This window comes from Pseudidiomarina piscicola (assembly GCF_902806985.1).
In the GTDB taxonomy this organism is placed as follows: domain Bacteria; phylum Pseudomonadota; class Gammaproteobacteria; order Enterobacterales; family Alteromonadaceae; genus Pseudidiomarina; species Pseudidiomarina piscicola.
Genome location: NZ_CADCXY010000001.1, coordinates 137840 through 162735, shown reverse-complemented (window position 1 = coordinate 162735; position 24896 = coordinate 137840). Strand labels below are relative to the sequence as shown.

The window sequence follows — 24896 nt, the reverse complement described above, 5'->3', positions numbered from 1 at the left end:
GTTAACTTGCTGGGGCGTCACCAGGCTTTCCAGTTAGCGGCTCGTCATCCGCACTGGTAGCTGCGCCTCCTCCAGTATCATCGTTACGGTCTTTCTTTTGCCAATCTCTTGGCTCACGCACCGTGCGACGATTCATCAAGTCATCTATTTGAGCGGCATCGATGGTTTCATATTTCATCAACGCGTCTTTCATGCTGTGCAAGATATCTTCGTTTTCTTCCAATATCCGCTGTGCACGATCGTAGTTACGGTCAATAAACAGCTTCACTTCTTGGTCGATGGCACGCGCAGTTTCATCTGACATGTGCTTGTGCTGTGTTACCGAGCGACCTAAAAAGACCTCGTTCTCGTCATCCGCGTAAAGCAAAGGTCCCATTTTCTCGGACAAGCCCCATTGCGTCACCATTTTCTTAGCAATTTGGGTGGCACGTTCGATATCGTTCGATGCGCCTGTCGTCACCTTTTCATCACCGTAAATAATAGCTTCGGCAATACGTCCACCAAACAAACTTGAGATCATACTTTCAAGGTGTTGTTTCGAATGGCTTACGCGGTCTTGCTCCGGCAAGTACATAGTGACACCAAGCGCTCGCCCACGCGGTATAATCGATACCTTGTAAACCGGATCATGCTCTGGCACTAAGCGGCCAACAATGGCATGACCTGCTTCGTGATAGGCAGTCTGTGCTTTTTCTTCATCCGTCATGACCATTGACCGGCGCTCAGCCCCCATCATGATCTTATCTTTTGCTTGGTCGAACTCTTCCATCGCAACCACGCGCTTATCAGAGCGGGCGGCAAACAGCGCAGCTTCGTTCACCAAGTTGGCTAAGTCAGCACCCGAGAAGCCTGGCGTACCACGAGCGATCAACGAGGCATCGACATCGTCCCCAAGTGGGACTTTACGCATATGCACTTTTAAAATTTGTTCACGACCACGCACATCTGGCAAGCCGACCATCACCTGACGGTCGAAACGACCAGGGCGCAACAATGCAGGGTCTAATACGTCTGGACGGTTGGTCGCGGCAATCACGATAATGCCTTCGTTGCCTTCAAAGCCATCCATTTCAACTAGCATTTGGTTCAATGTCTGTTCGCGTTCATCGTGTCCGCCGCCAAGGCCAGCACCACGTTGACGACCTACGGCATCAATTTCATCAATAAAGATGATGCACGGCGCAGATTTCTTTGCTTGCTCGAACATGTCACGTACACGTGAGGCACCCACACCGACAAACATCTCGACAAAGTCAGAGCCTGAAATCGAGAAAAACGGTACTTTCGCTTCACCAGAGATCGCCTTCGCAAGCAAGGTTTTACCCGTACCCGGAGGGCCAACCATCAACACGCCTTTAGGAATTTTACCGCCCAGACGTTGGAATTTAGTCGGATCACGCAAGTAGTCGACCAGCTCTGTCACTTCTTCTTTGGCTTCGTCGCACCCGGCAACGTCGCTAAACGTAGTGTTGATTTGGTCTTCGCTCATTAACCGTGCTTTGCTTTTACCAAAGCTCATGGCTCCGCGGCCACCGCCACCGCCTTGCATTTGACGCATGAAGAAAATCCATACCCCAATTAACAACAGCATCGGGAACCAAGAAATGAAGATCGAGGTAAGAATACTCGGCTCTTCTGGTGGTTTGCCGACGACTTCGACGTTGTTTTTCAGCAGGTCATTCATCAACTCAGGGTCATTCATCGGAATCACCGTGGTAAACGAATCGCCTGTCCGTGACTGCGCAGTAATAACCCGTCCGTCGATATCAGCTTTACGGATACCGCCGTTGTTTACTTGCGAAACAAATTGGCTGTACGGAACCTGGGCGTTGTTGCCACCGCCAGGACTAAAACTATTGAACACTGTCATCAATACGACAGCAATCACTAGCCAAAGAATTAAATTTTTTGCCATATCGCTCAAAGCTGACTACCTCATTTATTTGCGTTGCTTAGCTCGCTTGCCACAGCGTACTACAATTTGTATCCCGTCGCTACCAAGTAGACCTCTCGAGAGCGTGCCCGAGACGAGTCTGGTTTACGTGTTCGCACCGTGGTGAAGGCCGCGCGAACCGCCTTTAGGTATTCTTCAAATCCTTGTCCATGGAACACTTTAACAACAAAGCTGCCATTTGGTTTTAAGACTTGCCGGCACATATCAAGCGCCAACTCCACCAAATACATTGAGCGCGGCAAATCAACATTGTCGTTGCCACTCATATTCGGTGCCATGTCCGACAATACTACATCTACGTTCTTACCGCCGATTCGGGTCAGCAAGGCGTCGAGAACCGCCTCTTCACGAAAATCGCCTTCGAGAAAGTCGACGCCCGCAATCGGATCCATCGGCAGTATGTCACAAGCGATCACTTGGCAGTTGCCGGCCAATTGCTCCACCACATAATGGGACCAACCACCCGGGGCTGCACCTAAGTCAACCACGGTCATACCTTGTTTTAGAATGCGATCCTTTTTTTGGATCTCGTCAATTTTAAACACGGCGCGCGAACGCAAACCTTGCTTTTGCGCTTTCTGTACATAGTGGTCACTAAAGTGTTCTTGTAACCATCGTGTGCTACTTGCTGATCGTTTTTTGCCCATTGTCTCAATACCAAACTAGCTTCTACTACCCAGATGGCGGTAGAATAGCGAAAATTCAAGAGATAGTAGGATATTATTACATGGCTGAAGGGTTAACTTTAAGCAATAAACAAAAACAACACCTAAAAAGCTTGGCGCATAGCCTAAAACCGGTGGTTTTATTAGGCGCCAATGGCTTAACCGAAGGGGTTATGGCAGAAATTGAACTTGCACTTAATCACCACGAACTGATCAAGGTGAAGGTACCTGAAGAAGATCGTGAGTTACGTGAGCAAGTCTATGCAACGATTTTGGCGCATACGCACGCGTATCGGGTGCAGGTGGTCGGTAAAATAGTCACCCTTTATAAGCCCAGCCCAGAAGGTAAGATTCAGTTACCGCGCAATTAGTTGCGCGGTCCCTTAGCAGAGCGTTGCGCGTGCGCCAGCGCTTTTGCGACTTGTTTAACAGCAAAACCTACGGTTACATGGTCACTGCGTTTGGCTAGGTAGGTCTCCACCAATAACGCTTGATTCTCTTCCGTCTTGCGTAGTTTAAACATTTCAAACAACGGCTCCACCGCCTCTACCGCCTTAATCACCTGTGTGCGCTGCTCCGACTCACGTTGGTAATCAGACTGTACCGTTTCGGCAATATGAAGCTGCGACGGGGTTGGATAGTTCAGCTGCTTATTCGGTGAGAAAAACCAATCTAAAGAAATACCTGCGTTAATCAAGCCAACGACTAATTGGTCACTCGTTACGGTTCCTCTTTTTCGCCAATTTGCATAGGTCGAGTTGGGAATACCGAGCTTACGCATCATTTTTGCCAGTGGTAGGTCACCAAAATAAAGCCGTAACCTGGCAATGCACTCGTCCATACTGAGTATTTCTACTTTGCTTTTTAGCGCCCTATGTGTAGTATTTATTTTTGTGTCATTTGACATTATTTTTCCTTAATTTTTGTCTTTTGACCCACTTTTTAGTTCATTTGAATACACTGTGAACTCCATTTAAGTTCACATTGAACACATTCAACCACAGCAGAGCGACGATGGATAGTAATAAAATTAAAAAGGAATTAGCCCAGCGAGGATTTGATTTTTCGATGCTTGCTAAAGCTCTAGGGAAAAGCCCTTCGTTGATCTCGAAGGTGGCGTCCCGTAAGGCGCGCTCGCATTCGGTCGCGCACGCGATAGCAAAGGCCCTAGGTCACCCCATAGAAGAGGTGTTCCCAGACGTAGAGAGCTATCATCGGCCTACCCCGAGCAGCAAAATAGAGCGCGATCAAAAAGAGCGCGAACTCGTCGCGCTCTTAAATGATAAAAGTTAGTACGTCGGCCTAGCGATGGGTTAGCGGTAGTCGACCGACACCACTTCATATTCCACTTCACCGTTTGGCGTATTGACTCGCGCAACGTCATCGATTTGCTTGCCGATAAGCGCACGTGAGATGGGTGAGTTGACTGAAATCAAGTTCTGCTTAATATCCGCTTCATCATCACCAACAATCCGGTAGGTGACTTCTTTGTCGGTCGCAGTGTTATACAAGGTAACGGTGGCACCAAAAATAACTTTGCCTTGGTTCGGCACTTTGGTGACATCGATGATCTGGGCATTTGAAAGTTTCGCTTCAATTTCTTGAATGCGCCCCTCACAAAAACCTTGCTGCTCTCGCGCCGCGTGATACTCAGCATTTTCTTTTAAATCGCCATGCTCGCGCGCATCAGCGATCGCCGCGATAATACGCGGTCGATCTTCACTTTTTAATTGTTGCAATTCCTCCCGTAGCATTTCCGCGCCACGGGTTGTCATTGGAATCTGGCTCATGCTGTTTCAACCCTTTTATGTAGTGACTGCAGTGAATTCACCCGCGCCCGATCGTCTGCTGTATTTGCTTTAACCGTTGCAAAGGCAGCATTTAAGGTGGTGGTGTAAATCACTTTATTCAAGAGTGCTTCGCGACGAATATAGACCGAGTCTTCAATCGCCTGGCGGCCCTCAACAGTATTAATAATATAACTGTACTCGCCGTTTTTGATGGCATCAACAATATTCGGTCGGCCTTCTTGCAGCTTGTTGACGACCGAGCAACTAATGCCCTCCTCGCCCAGCATTTTTGCTGTACCGCGCGTCGCCTCAAGTGAAAAGCCGAGAGCTATTAAGCCGCGCGCCAAGTCGAATAGGCGCGCTTTATCGCCATCACGCACAGACAATAACGCTTTACCTGCTTTGGCAAGGGCTTCACCCGCGCCTAAATTGGCTTTCGCATAGGCCTCTTCGAAACTTTCACCGACGCCCATCACTTCGCCCGTTGAGCGCATCTCTGGACCACGAATAGGGTCTACACCTTGGAACTTGGCAAAAGGAATCACCACTTCTTTTACTGAGTAGTAAGGTGGAATCACCTCTTTATCGTAGCCTTGTTGTTTAAGGGTTTGCCCAACCATTACGCGCGCAGCAATTTTGGCTAACGGAACACCCGTCGCTTTTGAAACAAAAGGTACGGTTCGGGCGGCGCGTGGGTTCACTTCAATCAGGTAAACATCATCACCTTTCACCGCGAACTGTGCGTTCATCAAGCCTTGAACGTTTAGCTCAAACGCAAGTTTACGCATTTGGTCGCGTAACTCATCTTGAATTTTATCGCTCAGCGAGTAAGGCGGTAATGAACAGGCAGAGTCACCGGAGTGAACGCCGGCCTGCTCGATGTGCTGCATAATACCGCCAATAAACACATCTTGACCGTCACAAATTGCATCCACGTCGACTTCAACGGCATTGTCTAAGAAGCGGTCGAGTAACACTGGCGCTGAGTTAGAAACCTTCACAGCTTCAGTGAGGTAACGGTGTAAGTCGCTTTCATCATAGACAATTTCCATCGCTCGGCCACCTAACACGTAGCTCGGCCGAACCACGAGTGGATAACCAATACGCCCTGCTTGGCGTAACGCTTCGTCTACTTTGGTGACGGTCGCATTTTCGGGTTGCTTAAGGCCCAAGCGACGCACTGCGCTTTGGAAACGTTCGCGGTCTTCCGAGCGATCAATGGCATCAGGCGAGGTACCAATCACTGGCACACCATTGGCCTCGAGTTCACGCGCTAATTTAAGCGGTGTTTGTCCACCGTATTGAACAATCACACCTTTTGGCTGTTCAACGCGAACAATTTCAAGTACATCTTCTAATGTGATGGGTTCAAAGTACAAGCGATCTGACGTGTCATAATCGGTCGAAACCGTTTCTGGGTTACAGTTCACCATAATGGTTTCATAGCCGTCGTCACGCAACGCTAGCGCCGCATGAACACAGCAATAATCGAACTCGATACCTTGACCAATTCGGTTAGGTCCGCCACCGATCACCATGATCTTGTCGCGATCCGTTGGTGCCGCTTCACACTCTTCGTCGTAGGTCGAATACATGTATGCTGTATCCGAGGCAAACTCTGCGGCACAGGTGTCTACTCGCTTATAAACCGGAACCACGCCCAACTCGTGTCGACGGCGGCGAATTTCCGCTTCTGCAACATCCAAAATGTCGGCAATGCGCGCATCGGCAAAACCTTTGCGTTTCAACACGCGCAACACACGTTCATCAAGTCCGGTCATGCCAAGCTTCTGAATTTCAGCTTCTAACAGTACAATTTCTTCAATTTGGATCAGGTACCATTCGTCGATGCGTGTTTGTTCAAACACTTCACGTACAGTCATGCCAAGACGGAAGGCATCGGCAATATAGAAGATCCGCTCAGCACCCGGCTCTTTGAGCTCGCGAATAACTTTGCCACGGGCTTCAGGGTCGTTCGGGTCGACCATTGGGTCGAATCCCGTCGCGCCAATTTCTAAACCGCGTAGAGCTTTTTGTAACGACTCTTGTTGGTTACGGCCAATCGCCATAACCTCACCTACCGACTTCATTTGGGTGGTTAAGCGATCGTTACAACCGGCAAACTTCTCGAAGTTAAACCGTGGAATTTTGGTCACGACATAGTCGAGTGCTGGCTCAAAAGAAGCCGGTGTGCGACCGCCAGTGATCTCGTTTTCCAGTTCATCCAGGGTATAACCGACAGCTAATTTCGCAGCCACTTTGGCAATCGGGAAGCCCGTCGCTTTTGAGGCCAACGCCGATGAACGCGACACCCGCGGATTCATCTCGATCACCACCATACGACCGGTATCTGGGTCGATACCAAACTGCACGTTAGAGCCACCTGTCTCGACCCCAATTTCACGCAATACAGCCAGCGCTGCGTTACGCATAATTTGGTATTCTTTATCGGTTAAGGTTTGTGCTGGTGCGACCGTAATGGAGTCGCCCGTATGGATACCCATGGCATCGAAGTTTTCGATAGCACAAACAATAATGCAGTTGTCGGCTTTGTCGCGGACAACTTCCATCTCGTATTCTTTCCAGCCAATCAAAGATTCGTCAATTAACAATTCATTGGTGGGCGAGAGGTCAAGACCACGACGGCAAATCTCTTCGAACTCTTCGCGGTTATAAGCAATACCGCCACCACTGCCGCCCATGGTAAACGACGGTCGAATAATACAGGGGTAACCAAGGCGACCGACTATATCAAAGGCTTCATCAAGATCGTGTGCCACCTCGGCGTTAGGGGTCTCTAAGCCGATCGCTTTCATGGCTTTATCGAAGCGATCACGGTCTTCTGCTTTATCAATCGCATCGGCGTTCGCACCGATCATTTCGACATTGTATTTATCGAGCACACCATGCTTGTCGAGTTCCAGTGCGCAGTTGAGTGCTGTTTGTCCACCCATGGTCGGCAGCACTGCATCAGGCCGCTCAACCTCAATAATTTTTGCCACAACTTCCCAATGAATCGGCTCGATATAGGTCACATCGGCCATTTCTGGGTCAGTCATGATGGTTGCCGGGTTCGAGTTTACCAAGATGACCTTGTAACCCTCTTCGCGCAGCGCTTTACACGCTTGCGCGCCGGAATAGTCAAACTCACAGGCCTGGCCAATGACAATTGGGCCAGCGCCAAGAATGAGGATGCTTTTTATGTCGGTACGTTTAGGCATAAGTCGGTTCGTCCTCCGTTCAGGCAGCGCTTACTGCGCGCGCTGACTCATTAAATCAATAAAGTGGTCAAACAAAGGTGCTGCATCGTGCGGTCCCGGGCTGGCTTCAGGGTGTCCCTGGAAGCTAAAGGCGGGAACGTCGGTACGATGGATACCTTGTAAAGTACCGTCAAACAGTGATTTATGTGTCACCTTAAGGTTGTCCGGAAGGTTGTTTTCGGAAACCGCAAAGCCGTGGTTCTGGCTGGTAATCATCACGCGCCCACTGGCAAGATCCTGTACGGGATGGTTGGCGCCATGGTGACCAAACTTCATTTTCTCGGTTTTTGCACCACTGGCGAGCGCCAGAAGTTGGTGGCCAAGACAAATTCCAAATACCGGAACTTCGGCGGCAATCAACTCTTGGATCGCTTTAATGGCATAGTCACAAGGTTCTGGGTCACCCGGGCCATTTGATAAAAACACGCCATCGGGCTGCATTGCCATTACTTCGCTGGCCGGTGTTTCGGCAGGCACTAAGGTGACTTTACAGCCTCGGTCGGCAAGCATCCGTAAAATATTTCGTTTGCAGCCATAATCATAGGCCACAACGTGAAATTTCGCCTCGCCAAGCTCACTAAAACCGCTGCCAAGCTGCCAACTTTTGCTGGTCCACTCATGGGGCGTACGAATGGTGACTTCTTTTGCGAGGTCCATGCCTTGAAGGCCAGGGAAGCCGCGAGCCAACTCTAATGCTTTATCAATATCTAACTCACCATCGACATTGCCGGCCATAATACAACCGTTCTGTGCCCCTTTCTCACGCAGTAAACGCGTGAGTTTACGGGTGTCGATATCCGCAATACCTACCACATTGCGCTGCCGAAGATAGTCACCTAATGACTGCTCTAAACGGAAGTTACTCGCTTTGAGAGATAAATCACGGATCACCAGACCTTTCGCCCAAACGCGGTTTGATTCTTCGTCTTCGTGGGTGGTGCCGTAATTGCCAATGTGGGGATAAGTAAGAGTTACGATTTGTTCAGCATAGGAGGGATCGGTGAGAATTTCTTGGTAGCCAGTCATTGCGGTGTTAAAAACAACTTCGCCGACTGCCGTGCCACCAGCACCTATGGCAGTGCCGTGAAAAACAGTTCCATCCGCAAGCACCAATATGGCTTTGCTCGCTGAATGGCTTGCTAGAATACTCAAGGTTAACCTCCGTACATAAAAAAACGGGTGAATCATTGAATGACTTCCCCGTTGATTACCTTGCACCAGCTAAAAAGTGCGCGTTTTCAGCTTACCAACCACAGGTTGGCAAATTGGGACTATTTTAATGAAAAACCGCCACCACGTCTAGTTAAATTTCCGCCAGCAATTGCTTTAGCACGGCGTTCAGATCAAGCATATCGCGCATCTGGTAATAGCCTGCAGGTTGCTGCGCCAGCCATTGTGCCGCTTGCACAGCTCCGCGGGCAAACACCCGACGGTCACTGACTCGATGATTCAGTTCAAGGCGTTCACCCGGTTGTGCCATTAACACACTATGTTCACCGATAATGTCAGCGGCGCGCTGAACCGCAAAGCCAATGCTACCCGGGCGACGTGCCGACGGCCCACGGATCTGCGCATCGCAAGCGGCAAGGTCTTGCCCTCGCCCACCTGCAGCCGCCTGCGCTAACGCAAGCGCGGTACCTGAAGGTGCATCACGTTTGGCACTATGGTGGGCTTCTAAAATTTCAATATCTGTCGCTGGCATGGCAGCACTGGCCACTGCAACCAGCTGCTCAAGCACGCAGATGCCGACGCTGGTATTTGCCGCATAAAGCAAAGGTATCGACGTTGCAGCGCGCTGTAACAATTGCTGCTGTTCAGTCTCGAGGCCAGTGGTACACACCACCATGGCCGCTCCGAGTCGCTCTGCCAGCGTCAGGTTGTGGGCGAGAGCTTCAGGCAAGCTAAAATCGATCACCACATCGATATCGGCCGTCGTTAGCTCATCTCCGCTTGTGTAGAAAAGCGCTTGCTCTGGCGCTGTAGTAACGCGTTGGCCTAATGACGCTGACTGATCACCGACAATCGCCGCAACACAGGTTAATTGCTGCTGCGCCAGTTCATCTATGACCGCCTTTCCCATACGCCCACTGGCGCCGATCACCGCTATTTTCATGTCGATTGTTGTACCTCTGCACTCATAGCTTCAGGGTTGTTTGGGTTGCTCCGCCCTAAAACGACGGCCACCGCCATATCGCCGGTCACGTTGGTTGCCGTTCTGGCCATATCAATAATTCGATCGATGGCGGCAATAAAGGCAATCCCCTCAAGCGGTAAGCCTATCACATTAAGGGTTACTGTCAGCATCACCAACGCAGTTCCAGGCACGCCCGCGGTTCCTATGGAGGCGAGCGTTGCGGTACCGGTAATTAATAGATAATCCATCCATTCTAGTGGAATACCGTACAACTGCGCGATAAATATCGCAGCTATCGCCGGATAGATACCGCCGCAGCCGTCCATGTTAATCGTTGCCCCTAACGGCAATACGAAGCTGGCATACGACTTTTTAACCCCTAGCCGCTCGGTGATGGCTTGGTGTGCCGCAGGAATGGTCCCGAAGCTACTGCAGGTGGTATAGGCGACTAATTGCGCCGAGAACACCGATTTAAAAAAGAACCACGGTGACATGCCGGCCATCCTAACCATACCGCCATACACCACCACGATATGAATCAAGCAGGCCAAATAAATCGCACCGACAAATGCCGCTAACGGCGCTAAACTACTTAATCCGTAGTGCCCCACAACCCATGCCATTAAGCCAAGAACTCCCAACGGCGTGAGCTCTAACACCATTTTCGTGATGCGATACATCACTTGCGCGCCAGCCTTAAGGGTGTCACCCAATGGCTGTGCTGGCGCACCTACCTGCCGAATCGCGATACCAACCAACGCGGCAAATACCACAATTTGTAAAATCTTCCCTTCACTAAGAGCAGCAAAAGGGTTCACTGGGATCATATTGAGGAAGACTTCGACCGGACCCGGCACGACTTTATTTTGGTGATCGGCCGCAGCCGCCAACTCATGGGTTGGTGCAATATCAAGTAAACTACCGACGCTCAAGCCAATGACACTGGCTATCACCGCTGTCAGCAAAAAGAGTCCAACGGTCTTGGCACCGATTTGACCTAAGTTCTCACCTTCCCCGAATTGCAGAATCGCGTTCACTATGGCGCAGAAGATCAATGGCGCAACCAACATCTTCAAGGCTTGTATAAATAGATCGCCCAGCGGTTTAAGGGCCACGGCAAAATCAGGCGCGATCAGCCCCGCCACGACGCCAATAGCAAAGGCTCCGAGCACACGTTGCCAAAAAGGGATTGCAAACCAAGCTTTAAGCATAGTTCCTCGCATCAGATGGAAATGGGGAATTATACGGGCGGCAAGGGGGAATGGTTTAGAACGAAAAGTTATGCGTTATGCACAAAGGCGAAAGCGATGTTTGATGTTTGATGTTCGATGTTGGAAAAGGCGAAAGCGATGTTTCAGCTCTTATCGAACATCAAACATCGAACAGCGAACATCGCTCTAGTTTTTAGCTCTTATCGAACAGCTAACAGCAAACAGCGAACATCGCTCTATGTTTCAGCTCTTATCGAACAGCTAACAGCAAACAGCTAACATCGCTTTTCTATAAGCGGCAGTTGGCTTTGGGGGCTTGTTGATAGGTTTGCATTGCATCAACCGCTAACTCTTCAAGCTTCTCAATTCGCGTTTGTGGCGACGGATGCGTCGATAGAAATTCCGGTGGCGTTGGACCGCCCTGCTGCGCCATATTACGCCATAGCTCAGCGGCTTCGCGAGGGTCATAACCGGCGGCTGCCATGTAGCCGAGACCTAGTTCGTCTGACTCACTTTCGTGAATCCGTGAATACGGAAGTAAATAACCTAATTGCACGCCAACGCCCAGTGCGCCCATGACCAGTGCCGCCTCTTCGCTTTCCATTTCTTGGCCGATCAACAAGCCACCAAGCTGCATGCCTAAGCCAGCCGCAAATTGGTTCGACATCCGCTCGTTGCTATGCTGTGCAATCACATGACCAATTTCATGGCCAATGACCGCTGCAAGCTGAGCTGGATTTTCAGCAACCTCAATAAGGCCTGTGTAAACGCCAATATTACCGCCTGGCAGTGCGAACGCGTTCACCGCTTCACTGTCGAACACCGTCACTTGCCATTGTTGCTGTGCCCATGGCGCTGGCAGCGCGGCTATAAGATCGTCGGTAATACACTGCACATAACGATTTAATGCGGGATCGTTGGAGACCTTTTCTTGCTCTTTAAGAGCGCTATAACTTTGCGCACCCAGTTGCGCAATTTCATTGCTACTGAACAATTGTAACTGCGACCGACCAGTCGGTGATTGCGTACAAGCCACAAGGCTTAATAAACCGGCGGCAACAAGTCCATATTTTAGGGTGCGCATCGCGTTTCTCCAATCTGTTTAAGCGGGCTGAGGCTTAACCGCGGAGGTCATCGAAAAAGCGTTTTACGCCATCAAAAAAGCCTTTTTCTTTCGGCCGATAGCGCGCAGCTTCATCGCCACTTCCCATAGATTCATCAAGTTGTCGTAACAGCTCACGCTGCTCTTCGGAAAGGTTCACCGGTGTCTCGATAACAACTTTACAAATTAAGTCACCAACAGCGCCCGTGCGGACCGAGCGAACCCCCTTGCCACGCAGGCGGAATAGTTTTCCAGTTTGCGTTTCAGTGGGTATCTTAAGCTTAACCTTACCTTCCAGAGTTGGCACCTGAATGTCGCCACCCAGCGCAGCATGGGTAAAGCTTAAAGGTACTTCACAATATAGGTTATTGCCATCGCGTTTAAAAATTGAATGCTCGCGAACATGCACCTGTACGTACAGGTCACCCGCTGGAGCGCCCATTTCGCCGGCTTCACCTTCACCATTGAGGCGTATTCGATCACCGGTATCCACGCCCGCTGGTATTTTTACATTCAGCGTTTTAGTGCGCTCAACGCGGCCGTCACCATGACAGGTACGGCACGGATTCTTAATCACTTTACCGCGCCCACGACAGTGCGGACAAGGCTGTTGTACTGCAAAGAACCCTTGGCGCATTTGAATATGACCGCTGCCATGACAGTGCGAACAGGTTTCCGCACCTGAACCTTTCTGCGCACCTGAACCGTCACAATCGTCACACTCAGACAGCTTAGGTATCTTCAAGTCGACTTCTTTACCACGTACAGCTTCCTCTAGGGACAGCTCGAGGTTGTAGCGCAGGTCTGAACCACGCGCAGCTTGTGCCTGGCCACGTCGACCGCCACCACCAAAGATATCACCGAACACATCACCAAAAATATCCGCGAAGTCTGCGGCGCCGGCACCACCGCCACCAAAGCCACCTTGGCCTTGCTCAAATGCAGCATGACCATATTGGTCATAAGCAGCACGTTTTTGTGGATCCGAAAGCACCTCGTAAGCGGCTTTAACCTCTTTAAACTTCATTTCAAGGTCTTTATCGCCTTTGGTACGGTCTGGATGGTACTTCATCGCCATACGCTTGTAGGCTTTCTTGATGTCGCGTTCGCTGGCATCTCTGCTTACGCCCAGCACTTCATACAAATCTGGTTTCGCCATAATGTTGCGTCTTCCACTTTCCTATTTAGCTACGTTCTGAAACGAATACACGGAGGCCACCTACTGGCAACCCCCGTGCGCTTCGATTACAGACACCCGGTGGGCGTATGATTACTTTTTATCTTCGTCTTTCACTTCTTCAAACTCAGCGTCAACAACGTCGTCGTCTTGCTTCGCTTGTTCGCCTTCAGCACCCGCTTCAGCACCTTGTTGCTGCTGTGCTTGTTGCTGTGCGGCTTCCATCAGCTTGCCAGAAGCTTCAACCAATGCCTGCTGCTTCGCTTCGATTTCTTCTTTATCGTTGCTCTTCACAGCGGTTTCTAGCTCACCGATAGCCGCTTCGATTTTTTCTTTCTCAGCGCTATCTAAACCTTCACCAACTTCTTCAAGTTGCTTACGGGTTGCGTGAACCAAGGCATCTGCTTGGTTGCGAACTTGCACCATTTCTTCGAACTTACGATCTTCTTCAGCATGTGCTTCGGCGTCACGAACCATGTTTTCAACTTCGTCGTCGCTCAAGCCTGAAGAAGCTTTAATGGTGATCTTCTGTTCTTTACCAGTGTCTTTGTCTTTTGCTGACACGTGCAAGATACCGTCCGCATCAAGGTCAAAGGTTACTTCAATTTGCGGCACGCCACGTTGTGCAGGACGAATACCTTCAAGGTTAAACTGACCCAGTGACTTGTTATCGCTGGCGCGCTTACGTTCACCTTGAATCGCATGCACGGTTACCGCTGACTGGTTATCTTCCGCTGTTGAGAACGTCTGCGATTGCTTGGTTGGAATCGTCGTATTCTTCTCAATTAGCTTGGTCATGACCCCGCCCATGGTTTCAATACCAAGCGACAATGGAGTTACGTCAAGTAGCAATACGTCTTTCACATCACCTTGCAAGACACCTGCTTGTACGGCTGCACCTACGGCAACGGCTTCGTCAGGGTTGACATCGCGACGTGGCTCTTTACCGAAGAAGTCAGTCACAGCTTGCTGTACTTTTGGCATCCGTGTCTGACCACCAACCACGATAATGTCTTGAATATCGCTCACCGATAAATCTGCGTCTGCAAGCGCCTGCTTCACTGGCTCTAGCGACTTGCTAATTAAGTCTTCAACCAACGACTCAAGCTTGGCGCGCGTTACTTTGATTGCTAAGTGCTTAGGACCGGTGTTGTCAGCAGTAATATACGGTAGGTTTACTTCCGTTTGTTGTGCTGACGACAATTCGATTTTCGCTTTCTCGGCAGCTTCTTTCAGACGCTGCATTGCAAGTGGATCTTTGCGTAAATCGATACCTTGGTCTTTATTGAATTGCTCAACCAAGTAGTTGATTAAACGGTTGTCAAAGTCTTCACCACCAAGGTGCGTGTCACCGTTGGTCGCCAATACTTCAAACGTGTGCTCGCCTTCAACTTCATCGATTTCGATGATTGAAATATCAAAGGTACCGCCACCAAGGTCATACACTGCGATAGTGTTATCACCTTTCTTCTTGTCGAGGCCATAGGCTAAGGCAGCAGCTGTTGGCTCGTTAATAATACGTTTTACTTCAAGGCCAGCGATACGCCCCGCATCTTTGGTAGCCTGACGCTGAGCATCGTTAAAGTAAGCTGGTACAGTAATGACCGCTTCCGTTACTTTTTCACCCAAATAATCTTCTGCGGTCTTTTTCATTTTCGCCAAGATTTCTGCAGAGATTTGTGGTGGTGCTTTTTTGTCGTCGCCGATTTCGACCCAAGCGTCGCCGTTTTCAGCTTCGATAATTTTATACGGCATAATGCCGATATCACGCTGTACTTCTTCGTCTTTAAAACGACGTCCGATTAAGCGTTTAATCGCAAACAATGTTTTGTTAGGGTTTGTCACCGCCTGGCGTTTCGCCGGCTGGCCCACTAACGTTTCGCCGTCATCGGTAAATGCAACAACCGAAGGCGTAGTACGCTCACCTTCCGCGTTCTCAATGACGCGCGGCTTATCACCATCAAGTACCGCTAAGCACGAGTTTGTGGTTCCTAAATCGATTCCAATAATTTTGCCCATGTGTGTCTCCAACTCCAACATTCAAAACTAATTCGTTATTCCTGATATGGGGTGCATTGAGTCATTTTCAATGCCTTCCACAGCAGAATCATCATTAAAGTGACTGATAAATGGGGCTTCGATCGAGAATTACAAGAGCCGCAACTGCAGCATTGTAAAAATTTTTGCCAACCTTTATTTATTCAGCCCGAGCAGCATTGCAACTGCTAGTTTTTTACGACCATTACCATGGCGGGGCGCAATAGACGACCACTTAGGGTGTAGCCTTTTTGCATCACTGCCAAAATAGTATTATTTTCTTTATCTTCCGCCGCCTGCATCGACATTGCTTGGTGCAGATCTGGGTTAAAGGCGTCGCCTTCTTCGCCCACTGGCTCAACATCAAACTTTTGCAGCGTCGTCAGTAACCCTTTATGGGTCAACTCGATACCTTCCAGGAAGTTCGCATTGATGCTGTCTTCCTCAGCCGCAATTGCTAAAGCGCGCTCGAGGTTATCGACGGTGGTGAGCAATTCATTGGCGAACTTCTCTAAGGCAAACTTATGTGCCTTCTCAATATCAATGCTCGCCCGCCGACGCACATTCTCCATTTCAGCAACAGCACGAACCGCACGATCCTTTGATTCTTCCGCGCGTTGCTCCGCCTGCGCTAGTGCTAGCTCAAGTTCCGCTAAACGTTCCTCTGTTGGGTCGCCTTCAACGGCTGCTTGTTCTTCGGCAGGTTGCTCGTTGTCATCATGCTTCTGTTCAGAGGCCGCTGCTTCCGTCGCCTGCTCTTGATTGTCCAGTTCAACTTCAGTTTGCTTATTTTCCTCAGCAGAATCGTGTTTTGTCATGTTTCGTTACTCTTTCAGTGTGGTATAACTAAGCGTGTGCTCACTTGCCGTCAGTTATGGGGGCGCTCGTTGACGATTCAAGGCTAAACCGTACAAAATTGAGGATATTTACATGGCAGCAACGCAACACTTCGCCTTTCAGCGTATTGCGCTCTTGGGCAAGGTCAACCATGAAGCCACTCGTACGACACTATTGACGCTTGAACGCGAGCTTAAAGCTGCTGGTGTCAACGTGATTATCGAGCAGCGCACCGCTGAACAACTAGCTGAGAGTGATAGCCCAACCTTTAGCCTTGACGACCTTGGTCAAGCGGCCGACCTTGCGGTGGTAGTGGGGGGCGATGGAAATATGCTCGGCGCCGCTCGTGTGCTCTGTGAAAACGACATTGCCGTGATCGGCGTGAACCGCGGCAACCTTGGTTTTTTAACCGACTTAGACCCAGATCATGTGGTTGCACAACTGTTGCCCGTGTTACGCGGCGAGTACCTCGCCGAACAACGCTTTTTGCTTCAGGCAGAAGTGATTCGTGACGGCCAACGCAAAGAAGTTGGGCGTGCCATTAACGAAGTAGTGCTGCACTCCGACAAAGTGGCTCATATGATTGAGTTTGAAGTTTACGTTGACCGTGATTTTGTCTACAGCCAGCGCTCTGACGGACTCATTATCAGCACCCCTACTGGCTCAACCGCCTATTCGTTGTCTGGCGGCGGCCCCATCATGACCCCAAATCTTAACGCCATTTCGTTAGTGCCTATGTTTCCCCATACCTTAAGTAGCCGCCCTATCGTGGTGGATGCGGACTGTACCCTGCACCTACATCCAGCCCCGCATAATGGTAACTTACAGATTAGTTGCGATGGCCATCGACGCATGGAAGTGTTGCCCAACGATCAGGTACTGATCCGCAAATACCCCCATACCCTGCGTTTAATTCATCCCAAAGATCATAGTTATTTCAAAGTTTTAAGAAACAAACTTGGATGGGGTAGCCGACTCTTTTAACGCACACCTTGCAATACTGTATAGATACTGTATAACTACTGTATGTAAACACAGTAACAGGTGTAAAAGAGAGGTTCCGCATGTTGATGCATTTACAAGTTCGCAACTTCGCCGTGGTTCGTCAATTAACCGTAGATTTTACCACCGGCATGACCGCCATCACAGGCGAGACGGGTGCCGGTAAGTCCATTGCCCTTGATGCTTTAGGGCTGTGCTTGGGGAACCGTGCAGAGAGCGACGCCATTCGTGCAGAAGCCGATAAGGCGGAAGTGATTGCAAGCTTTCAAGTCAATTCGGCTTCACCGGCAGAGCGCTGGCTCAATGACAGCGAGTTACTTGATGAAGAAGAACCAGATCATTGCGTGCTGCGGCGTTTAATTACGCGCGAAGGCCGCTCTAAAGCCTGGATCAATGGTTACCCCGTTACCGTGAGTCAGCTTAAACAGCTGGCGCCACTGCTGGTGAATATTCATGGCCAGCATGAACACCAACTCCTCACCAAGCCGGAACACCAACTGGAACTGCTCGATGCCTATGCGCGTCACGCCGACTTGCTCGCCGAAGTCGCAAACCGCTACCAGAACTGGTATCAATTGCGCAAGCAACAAAAACTTGCACAGCAGCAACAAGAGGAACGCCAAGCGCGTGCTCAATTAGTACGTTATCAGGTCGAAGAATTGAACCAATTTGCGCTGCAAGAAAATGAATATTCTCAGTTGGAGCAACAACACAAACGCCTGAGCAATAGTTCGGAGCTGCAAGAAGACAGCCAATTCGCACTTAATGCCTTATTTGAAGGTGAGCATAATAATGCCTATGGCTTGGTACAAAATGCCCTGCAACGCCTCGAGCAGCAATTAAGTAACGATACCCAGCTTGAACCCGTGGTGAAATTGCTCGCAGAAGCTAGTGTGCAGATTGAAGAGGCCGCGCGTGAACTTCGGCTCTATAGCGACGCAATTGAAATCGACGATGACTTGCTCGTGCAAACTGAGCGGCGAGTGACGCAGGCAGTTCAACTTGCCCGCAAACATCAGCTTGATCCTGAACAGCTACCCCAGTTGCATCAACAACTTAGCCAAGAGCTTGAAGATCTAGAAAATGCCGAAGCTGAATTAGCCGAATCAGATCAAAAGGTGCAAACTGCAGCGCAGCATTATCGTCAAGCAGCCGCTAAACTCGCCAAGCAACGCCAGCGCGCAGCAACCGAGCTTAGTGAACAAATTTCAACGTCTATGCGGGCACTCAATATGCCCCATGGTCGCTTCGTGATTGCGGTCGAGCACCAAGAGCAAGCTACAGCGACGAAGCTCGGTACCGATATCGTTAGCTTCCAGGTGACGACCAACCCTGGCCAACCACTACAAGCCTTGGCCAAGGTTGCATCAGGGGGTGAGCTGTCGCGCATTAGCCTCGCCATTCAGGTGATCACCGCCGCCCAAATGACAACACCAACACTTATGTTTGACGAGGTCGATGTGGGCGTCAGTGGTGCCACCGCAGCGACTGTGGGCAAGTTGTTGCGCCAACTAGGTAAAGACAATCAAGTCATTTGCGTTACTCATTTACCGCAAGTTGCGGCATTAGCTCATCAACAGTTACGGGTCGATAAAGTCACCGATGGCGAGAGTACCGAGACCAAAATGACAGCCCTAGATCACGATCATCGCGTGATAGAGCTCGCCCGCCTACTGGGCGGTGACAGTATTACGGCGGCAACCAAAGCAAATGCCGCTGAGTTATTAGCCACCGCATCCTAGTCAAAGGGAACAATCACACAAGATTGCGGTCAATCTTGTGTGCAAGGCTAGTTATTCACGATAGCTTTGTTTATCATCGTTACTAATGAGTTCCTCAAACTAGAAGTAAACTATAATTTATGAAAAAACTTATGCTAATCGGCATGGTGATCGCATTAAGTGGTTGCTCCGTATTTGACAAACTTGTCTATCGTATTGATGTACCGCAGGGAAATTATCTTGAGCAACGCGATGTTAACCAACTGCGGGTTGGTATGACGAAAGAACAAGTCGCCTACGTACTTGGTGTTCCAGTTGCAGAAAACGCTTTTGACAACGACACTTGGTATTACGTTTTTAATATGGAATCTGGTACCAATAACGATTATCGTCGGAGCGTTACGCTAACATTTGATGACGGCAAGCTGGCTAACTACCAAGGTGACTTCGACCGTCCTGAAAATTTTGACACGCCGCTGGATCAATAATTAGGCCGTTGCCAGCGCACCTCCGCAACACACGAATAATTTGGGGAGTGTATGGAGCCGAGCAACAGCCTCGACCGTTATACGGATAGTATTCAAAGCCCTACTGACCATCGCGATTATGCGATGGTCACCCTTGCTAATGGCCTACAGTGCACCCTTGTTCATGATGCAAAAACACCGCAAAGCACCGCAGCCTTAGCGGTTGCGGCGGGCCATTTTCAAGATCCAAAAGACTACCAAGGGCTCGCTCATTTTCTTGAGCATATGTTATTTCTTGGAACTCAAGGCTATCCAAGCGCAACCGCCTACCAAGATTTTATACACCAACATGGCGGTCAGCATAACGCGTGGACAGGTACTGAGTTTAGCAGCTACTACTTCAACTGTGACAGTGACGCCTTTAGCGACGCCCTTGATCGCTTCGCGCGGTTCTTTTATCAGCCGACGTTTAACCCTGAGTGGATCACCAAAGAAGTTCAGTCGATTGAAGCGGAGTTTCAACTAAAGAAAAAGGACGAGTTGCGGCGACTGTATCAAGTGCACAAAGCGACTTCGAATCCGGCACACCCGTTTCATAAATTTTCCGTCGGTAACTTAGCAACCTTAACCGATAACGGCGATACCCACGCGCTTAAAGCCAAGGTGGAACACTTCTTTGACCACTGGTATCGAGCCAACCGCATGACCCTAGTTGTGGCCGGTCCACAGTCACTTGCAGAGTTAGAGGCCTTAGCAACCGAACACTTTTCCGCCATTCGCGGTAAGGGTCCAGCCGTTACCGGCGAGACCGAGCCCCTGTATTTGCCAGAGCAGTTAGGTATTCAACTCAATGTCCGCCCTGTTAAAGACGCCAGGCGACTTATTTTGGCCTTTGCCCTACCCGGAATCGATGATGATTACGCCTATAAAACCACCAGTTTCATCGCCCATTTACTTGGCTACGAAGGGCCAGGTAGTTTGTTTGCCGAACTGCACCGCCGTAACTTAGTGAATAGCCTGGCGGCAGGGGGTGGCATTAGTGGTAGCAACTTTAAAGACTTCAATATCAATATGCAGCTTACCGATGAGGGAATGGCTGCCACCGACCTTATCATCGAACAAGTATTTGCCACCCTGCGGCTCATTGAACAACAAGGCCTTGAGGCTTGGCGTTACCACGAGCGGCAAGTCGCCATTGCCAATGCCTTCCGTTTTCAAGAGCCCGCACGAACAGCTGACTTAGCTGCTCAACTGGCAATCAACATGCACCATTACTCAAAGCATGATTTGATTTTTGGTGACTACCGTATGGATCAGTTGAACCTTACCAAAGCTCGCCAGTTGCTGGGCGCTATGGTGCCGACAAATATGCGCGCCACCCACATTCATCGACAGGTTGAGGTCGATACCCATGAACCTATCTACGGCACGGACTATCAACTTAAAGCGCTCACTGATGCACAGATTACCCAATGGTCGCAGCCAGGTGAAGCCTGGGCCACGCTGCCAGCTGCGAACCCTTACTTAAAGCCCGTTGCTGCGCCGCTGGCGTTAGCAGAGCCACGAAGCTCAACCCCCAACTTTTATAAAGTTAGTGAGGGGCTTTCGCATTGGCACCTGCAAGACCCTGATTTCCGCGCGCCCAAGGCGCATGTTTACTGCCAGTTCGTGTTACCTCAAGCAACTCGTTCGGCACAACATTACGCCTGTGCGCGATTATGGTGCGAGTTAATGATCGACCGCTTCAACGAAGAATGCTACGACGCAGAAATCGCTGGCTTACACTTTAATATATACCCTCAACATTACGGTATAACCCTGCATGTAAGTGGTTACTCTGCGGGTATTGCTGAACTAACCGCAACCTTATTGAAACGCTTTATTGCGCCTAAGTTCAGTACGGCGCGATGGCACGATATTCACCAGAAGCTACAATCGAATTGGCAGTCGGCGCTGGCTAATCGCCCCCTGAACCTATTGTTTGCTCGGCTCAACGTACTTTTGCAGCCGCATATGTATGCCTTAAGCGACTTGGCAGCAAGCCTAAGTAAGGTCGACCATCAAGCTTTTGAACAATGGCATCAGCAACTCTTCGGCGAGGCTGAAATTCGTTTGTTTACCCATGGTGATCTCACCTTAGAACGCGTCGCACCAATTTTAGAAAGCGCCCAAGGGTTATTTCAATTAAGCGACGACCTACAAGCACAAGTTCCGCCGACGCACGCGGTCGCTGAACTAAAACGTAACGGTAAATTCGAACAACGCGGTCAATTACGTACCTTGCATGATGACCATGCAGCCTTATTGGTGATTCAAGGGCATTCGACGGCTATTTTAGAGCAAGCCACCGTGCTGCTACTCAACCAATTTATTCAACCGCACTTATTTAACCAGTTACGTACTCATCAACAGTTAGGTTATGTGGTGGGCAGCACCTATATGCCCATTGAACAACGCCCGCACCTACTTTTATATGTGCAAAGCAGTAGCTATAACGCGGACATTTTAAGTGCTCGAATTGACGCCTTCACACATGCTTTTGTTGAGCAACTTGAAGAGCTTGGAGCGCAAGAGCTAGATGCCATTCGAGGCTTTCTCGTGCAAAAACTTCGCGCGCCTGATACCAACCTCCGATTGCGCAGCCAGCGGTTATGGACCTGTATTGCGCAGCATGATGTGAACTTTGAACGTTTAGAATTTATTGCACAAGCGCTGGAAAACCATACAACCGAATTTTTTATACAGCGCATTCGTCAACTTTTACTTGCAGCAGACGATCAAGGCTTTATAACAGCAACGCCTCAAGGGCTTTGACAGCCGCGCAATTATTGTTTAACTTGACGGATATATAACAAAAATAAGAGTTGTGCCTGAACACGACCTAACAATGGGATGACACGTGCGTTTCAAGACACTAGTGATTAAGTGGTGGTTGACTGGGCTGTTAGCTTTGTCGCTTATCGCTCCAGTAACTGCGCAAGTAAACGCAGAAGACTGGCGTGTGGAATTGATCACGCTGCGTGTTGCGAACCAGCCGGTCAATGCTAATGAGCTTGACGAACGGAACCGTACCCAACTCTACAGTGCCGAAAGCCTACACCTACCAACGTTAGACCAGCCGCTAACCATTGAATTTGGTGCGCCCTACGCCCCTGCCGCGCAAAAACTTTATTATCGCTATAAACTCGACGGTTTCGATAAAGACTGGATTTATACCGACGCTGACTATCGCCGCGCAACCTATACCAATATCGACTTTGGCGATTATCAATTTATTGTACAAGCTTCAGAAAATGGCGACGCCTGGGTAGGTGAGCGCAGCTTGAATGTGACGGTCGCCGCGCCCATGTGGCTGTCACCATGGGCGATTGCGATCTATGTGGCATTGCTGCTTGGGTTACTTTTAGCCTTTGGTACTATTTTAGGTGCGCGACGCCAAGCCATACATTTATTACGCGACAGCGAAGAGCGACTGAAGCTTAGCTTGTGGGGAAGTGGCGACCAACTTTGGGATTGGGATATAAAAACCAACGAGTTACACCGCCATAACACCTGGCGCCAGCTTAAGAGCTTCCCGCAAGACGGTATCCGCGATGGTATCGATGTAAGCACCTCAAATATTCACGAGTCCGACCTTCATAAAGTTCAACGCGCATTACGCGACTACTTAGACGGTCGCACCGGTCACTACGAACAAACCTATCGCATCGCCACTGATAAAGGTTGGATGTGGGTGCTCGACCGAGGCCGAATTGTCACTTATGACGATCAACAACAACCCGCGCGCATGACCGGTACACTTAAAGACATCACCCCGCTCGTGACCGCTGAAGAACGTTTAAAAATGCTCGCAGCGTCTATTACCAATATTTCCGACGGTGTTTGTATTTATGACCACAAATTTAAAGTCGTTGAGACCAACCAGTCGTTCAGTAAAATTACCGGCTATCGGCGCGACGACATGTTGGGTCAAAAGCTTGAATTGAAACTCTATAGTCCTGATTACTTGAACCAAATTATTCAAATGGTCCAGCAGCACGGTAGTTGGCACGGCGAAATTGAAGACCTGCGTAAAGACGGCACCGTGTACCAAATGGAACTCACCTTTGATGCTATTTTCGATGAAGGCAACGAAATTTCCTATTACGTTGCGACCTTCTCTGATATCACCGATCGAAAAAATGCTGAGAGTGAATTAAGACGTCTTTCAAATACCGACACCTTAACGGGGCTGCCAAACCGTTCTTATTTCCAAATGAGTCATTCGAACCTAGTCCGCAAACGTATTATGCATGCGTTGTTACTCTTTGATTTGGATGACTTCAAAAAAATTAACGATTCATTAGGCCATGAAATTGGTGACCACTTGTTAATGCATGTTGCTGAGCGTGTTGCCGAGGTTGGCCGCCCACACGATACCTTCTATCGTCTCGGTGGTGATGAATTCAACCTGCTGCTCGAAGATACCGCCGATGTGCGCGTTATTACCTCTGCTGCGGAACGTATTCTCGAGTGTTTGTCGAAGCCGTTTCATATTAGTGGCCATGACATCGTAGTGACCAGCTCGATTGGTATTGTGGTTTATCCGAACGACGGGCAATCGTCACAGGAATTACTGCAAAATGCCGATACGGCGATGTACCACGCTAAGAATCGTGGCGGTAACACCTATCAGTTCTTTAGTGAATCAATGAGTAAAAACGCCGTACGCCGGTTGCAGGTCGAAAACCAACTGCGTAACGCTCTGAAGAACAACTACTTACAGGTACATTACCAACCGAAGGTTTCGTTGCGTACGAATAAGTTTGTTGGCCTTGAAGCCCTAGTTCGTCTTGAGATACCCGATACGGGCGTGATTAGCCCAAGCGAGTTTATTCCACTTGCCGAAGAAACTGGCTTAATTATTGATGTGGGTGAGCGCGTATTACGGCAAACCTGCCGTGATATGAGTGAATGGGTCGCGGCGGGAGCCGTACAGGGGCGTGTGGCAGTAAACCTCTCGGCGAAGCAGTTTTTACAACCCGATCTAACCAAGCGCATTATGACGATTCTGCAGGAAGAAGGCTTAGCGGCTGAACATCTAGAGTTAGAAATCACCGAAGGGGTGGTTATGGACGACCCTGAGCGCGCGATTGAGATCATGACAGAGCTAAATAACTGCGGTATTCATTTGGCACTTGATGACTTCGGCACGGGCTACTCGTCACTGGCTTACTTGAAACGTTTCCCAATTCAAACACTGAAAATCGATAAAGCCTTTATCGACGACATTAACGGCGCAGAACGTGACCGTAACATGGTCGCTTCCATTGTTGCCATGGCGCATAACATGGGGCTCGATGTGGTCGCCGAAGGGGTTGTCGATCATGACCAAGCCAGTACCTTGAATACCCTTAATTGCGAGTTTGCCCAAGGCTTCTTGTTTGCCAAGCCGCTGCGTCGTGAGCACTTCTTAGACCATATCAGAACCACTTTAGCGACCGTCAAAAACACCTAGCCAGCTGCACTTATGTGCTCTTAAGGTACAGCTGGCCAGTGT

General features: G+C 49.6%; 19 protein-coding genes. 7 read left to right on the top strand and 12 right to left on the bottom strand.

Annotated elements, in window-relative coordinates:
* Position 1: 1 nt before the first annotated feature.
* Together ftsH and rlmE are read right to left on the bottom strand one after the other, a co-directional pair.
* On the bottom strand, positions 2-1924 hold the full coding sequence (gene ftsH, locus PSI9734_RS00775; RefSeq protein ID WP_173919219.1) for an ATP-dependent zinc metalloprotease FtsH: 1923 nt from the start codon (positions 1922-1924) through the stop codon (positions 2-4).
* A 50-nt stretch (positions 1925-1974) separates the two neighbouring features.
* Entirely contained in the window at positions 1975-2601 is a 627-nt protein-coding gene (gene rlmE, locus PSI9734_RS00770) for a 23S rRNA (uridine(2552)-2'-O)-methyltransferase RlmE (protein WP_173919218.1), read from the bottom strand.
* Between the two features lie 80 nt (positions 2602-2681).
* Between rlmE and yhbY the strand changes: the two genes are divergently transcribed.
* Entirely contained in the window at positions 2682-2990 is a 309-nt protein-coding gene (gene yhbY / locus PSI9734_RS00765) for a ribosome assembly RNA-binding protein YhbY (protein ID WP_173919217.1), read from the top strand.
* Here yhbY and PSI9734_RS00760 read toward each other — a convergent pair.
* On the bottom strand, positions 2987-3460 hold the full coding sequence (locus tag PSI9734_RS00760) for a helix-turn-helix domain-containing protein (RefSeq protein WP_173919216.1): 474 nt from the start codon (positions 3458-3460) through the stop codon (positions 2987-2989). The two genes, yhbY and PSI9734_RS00760, sit on opposite strands and share 4 nt — an antisense overlap.
* 173 nt (positions 3461-3633) lie before the next feature.
* Between PSI9734_RS00760 and PSI9734_RS00755 the strand changes: the two genes are divergently transcribed.
* The gene (locus PSI9734_RS00755; protein WP_173919215.1) at positions 3634-3912 is read left to right on the top strand and encodes a helix-turn-helix domain-containing protein; all 279 of its coding nucleotides are present in this window, start codon (positions 3634-3636) and stop codon (positions 3910-3912) included.
* A gap of 20 nt (positions 3913-3932) precedes the next feature.
* Here the strand turns inward: PSI9734_RS00755 and greA are convergent, their stop codons facing one another.
* The 9 genes from greA to grpE all read right to left on the bottom strand — a co-directional run bounded on the left by greA (position 3933) and on the right by grpE (position 16148).
* A complete protein-coding gene (greA, locus tag PSI9734_RS00750; protein WP_173919214.1) occupies positions 3933-4409 on the bottom strand; it encodes a transcription elongation factor GreA in 477 nt (158 codons plus the stop codon).
* Positions 4406-7630, bottom strand: a complete 3225-nt coding sequence (carB, locus tag PSI9734_RS00745) for a carbamoyl-phosphate synthase large subunit (protein ID WP_173919213.1) — start codon at positions 7628-7630, stop codon at positions 4406-4408. Before carB ends, greA begins: the two co-directional genes overlap by 4 nt.
* Before the next feature lie 30 nt (positions 7631-7660).
* Positions 7661-8821, bottom strand: a complete 1161-nt coding sequence (gene carA, locus PSI9734_RS00740) for a glutamine-hydrolyzing carbamoyl-phosphate synthase small subunit (protein ID WP_246194668.1) — start codon at positions 8819-8821, stop codon at positions 7661-7663.
* Between the two features lie 151 nt (positions 8822-8972).
* Positions 8973-9782, bottom strand: coding sequence for a 4-hydroxy-tetrahydrodipicolinate reductase (gene dapB / locus PSI9734_RS00735; protein ID WP_173919211.1), 810 nt, complete (start codon positions 9780-9782; stop codon positions 8973-8975).
* Entirely contained in the window at positions 9779-11014 is a 1236-nt protein-coding gene (locus PSI9734_RS00730) for a dicarboxylate/amino acid:cation symporter (protein ID WP_173919210.1), read from the bottom strand. The genes dapB and PSI9734_RS00730 overlap by 4 nt, the downstream gene beginning before the upstream one ends.
* 289 nt (positions 11015-11303) lie before the next feature.
* A complete protein-coding gene (locus PSI9734_RS00725; protein ID WP_173919209.1) occupies positions 11304-12098 on the bottom strand; it encodes a M48 family metallopeptidase in 795 nt (264 codons plus the stop codon).
* A gap of 34 nt (positions 12099-12132) precedes the next feature.
* Complete coding sequence (dnaJ, locus tag PSI9734_RS00720; protein ID WP_173919208.1) at positions 12133-13275, bottom strand: molecular chaperone DnaJ; 1143 nt, start codon at positions 13273-13275, stop codon at positions 12133-12135.
* Positions 13276-13386: 111 nt separating this feature from the next.
* A complete protein-coding gene (gene dnaK, locus PSI9734_RS00715) occupies positions 13387-15312 on the bottom strand; it encodes a molecular chaperone DnaK (protein ID WP_173919207.1) in 1926 nt (641 codons plus the stop codon).
* 206 nt (positions 15313-15518) lie between these two features.
* Positions 15519-16148: a nucleotide exchange factor GrpE gene (gene grpE, locus PSI9734_RS00710; protein WP_173919206.1), complete on the bottom strand. Its 630-nt coding sequence runs from the start codon at positions 16146-16148 to the stop codon at positions 15519-15521.
* Positions 16149-16260: 112 nt separating this feature from the next.
* Here grpE and nadK point away from each other — a divergent pair, with 112 nt between their 5' ends.
* The 5 genes from nadK to PSI9734_RS00685 all read left to right on the top strand — a co-directional run bounded on the left by nadK (position 16261) and on the right by PSI9734_RS00685 (position 24854).
* Entirely contained in the window at positions 16261-17151 is an 891-nt protein-coding gene (nadK, locus tag PSI9734_RS00705; protein WP_173919205.1) for an NAD(+) kinase, read from the top strand.
* 80 nt (positions 17152-17231) lie between these two features.
* Positions 17232-18911: a DNA repair protein RecN gene (recN, locus tag PSI9734_RS00700; RefSeq protein WP_173919204.1), complete on the top strand. Its 1680-nt coding sequence runs from the start codon at positions 17232-17234 to the stop codon at positions 18909-18911.
* A gap of 131 nt (positions 18912-19042) precedes the next feature.
* Positions 19043-19378, top strand: coding sequence for an outer membrane protein assembly factor BamE (bamE, locus tag PSI9734_RS00695; protein ID WP_425500046.1), 336 nt, complete (start codon positions 19043-19045; stop codon positions 19376-19378).
* Positions 19379-19429: 51 nt separating this feature from the next.
* Positions 19430-22171 carry an insulinase family protein gene (locus PSI9734_RS00690; RefSeq protein ID WP_173919202.1) on the top strand — a complete coding sequence of 914 codons (2742 nt, stop codon included), beginning with the start codon at positions 19430-19432 and terminating at the stop codon, positions 22169-22171.
* Positions 22172-22256: 85 nt separating this feature from the next.
* Positions 22257-24854 carry an EAL domain-containing protein gene (locus PSI9734_RS00685; RefSeq protein ID WP_173919201.1) on the top strand — a complete coding sequence of 866 codons (2598 nt, stop codon included), beginning with the start codon at positions 22257-22259 and terminating at the stop codon, positions 24852-24854.
* Positions 24855-24896 lie beyond the last annotated feature (42 nt).

Coding starts and splice junctions, on each gene's coding strand:
- rlmE (WP_173919218.1), bottom strand. CDS start 2,601: ATGGGCAAAAAACGATCAGCAAGTAGCACACGATGGTTACAAGAACAC.
- yhbY (WP_173919217.1), top strand. CDS start 2,682: ATGGCTGAAGGGTTAACTTTAAGCAATAAACAAAAACAACACCTAAAA.
- PSI9734_RS00760 (WP_173919216.1), bottom strand. CDS start 3,460: ATGGACGAGTGCATTGCCAGGTTACGGCTTTATTTTGGTGACCTACCA.
- PSI9734_RS00755 (WP_173919215.1), top strand. CDS start 3,634: ATGGATAGTAATAAAATTAAAAAGGAATTAGCCCAGCGAGGATTTGAT.
- greA (WP_173919214.1), bottom strand. CDS start 4,409: ATGAGCCAGATTCCAATGACAACCCGTGGCGCGGAAATGCTACGGGAG.
- carB (WP_173919213.1), bottom strand. CDS start 7,630: ATGCCTAAACGTACCGACATAAAAAGCATCCTCATTCTTGGCGCTGGC.
- dapB (WP_173919211.1), bottom strand. CDS start 9,782: ATGAAAATAGCGGTGATCGGCGCCAGTGGGCGTATGGGAAAGGCGGTC.
- PSI9734_RS00730 (WP_173919210.1), bottom strand. CDS start 11,014: ATGCTTAAAGCTTGGTTTGCAATCCCTTTTTGGCAACGTGTGCTCGGA.
- PSI9734_RS00725 (WP_173919209.1), bottom strand. CDS start 12,098: ATGCGCACCCTAAAATATGGACTTGTTGCCGCCGGTTTATTAAGCCTT.
- dnaJ (WP_173919208.1), bottom strand. CDS start 13,275: ATGGCGAAACCAGATTTGTATGAAGTGCTGGGCGTAAGCAGAGATGCC.
- dnaK (WP_173919207.1), bottom strand. CDS start 15,312: ATGGGCAAAATTATTGGAATCGATTTAGGAACCACAAACTCGTGCTTA.
- grpE (WP_173919206.1), bottom strand. CDS start 16,148: ATGACAAAACACGATTCTGCTGAGGAAAATAAGCAAACTGAAGTTGAA.
- nadK (WP_173919205.1), top strand. CDS start 16,261: ATGGCAGCAACGCAACACTTCGCCTTTCAGCGTATTGCGCTCTTGGGC.
- recN (WP_173919204.1), top strand. CDS start 17,232: ATGTTGATGCATTTACAAGTTCGCAACTTCGCCGTGGTTCGTCAATTA.
- bamE (WP_425500046.1), top strand. CDS start 19,043: ATGCTAATCGGCATGGTGATCGCATTAAGTGGTTGCTCCGTATTTGAC.
- PSI9734_RS00690 (WP_173919202.1), top strand. CDS start 19,430: ATGGAGCCGAGCAACAGCCTCGACCGTTATACGGATAGTATTCAAAGC.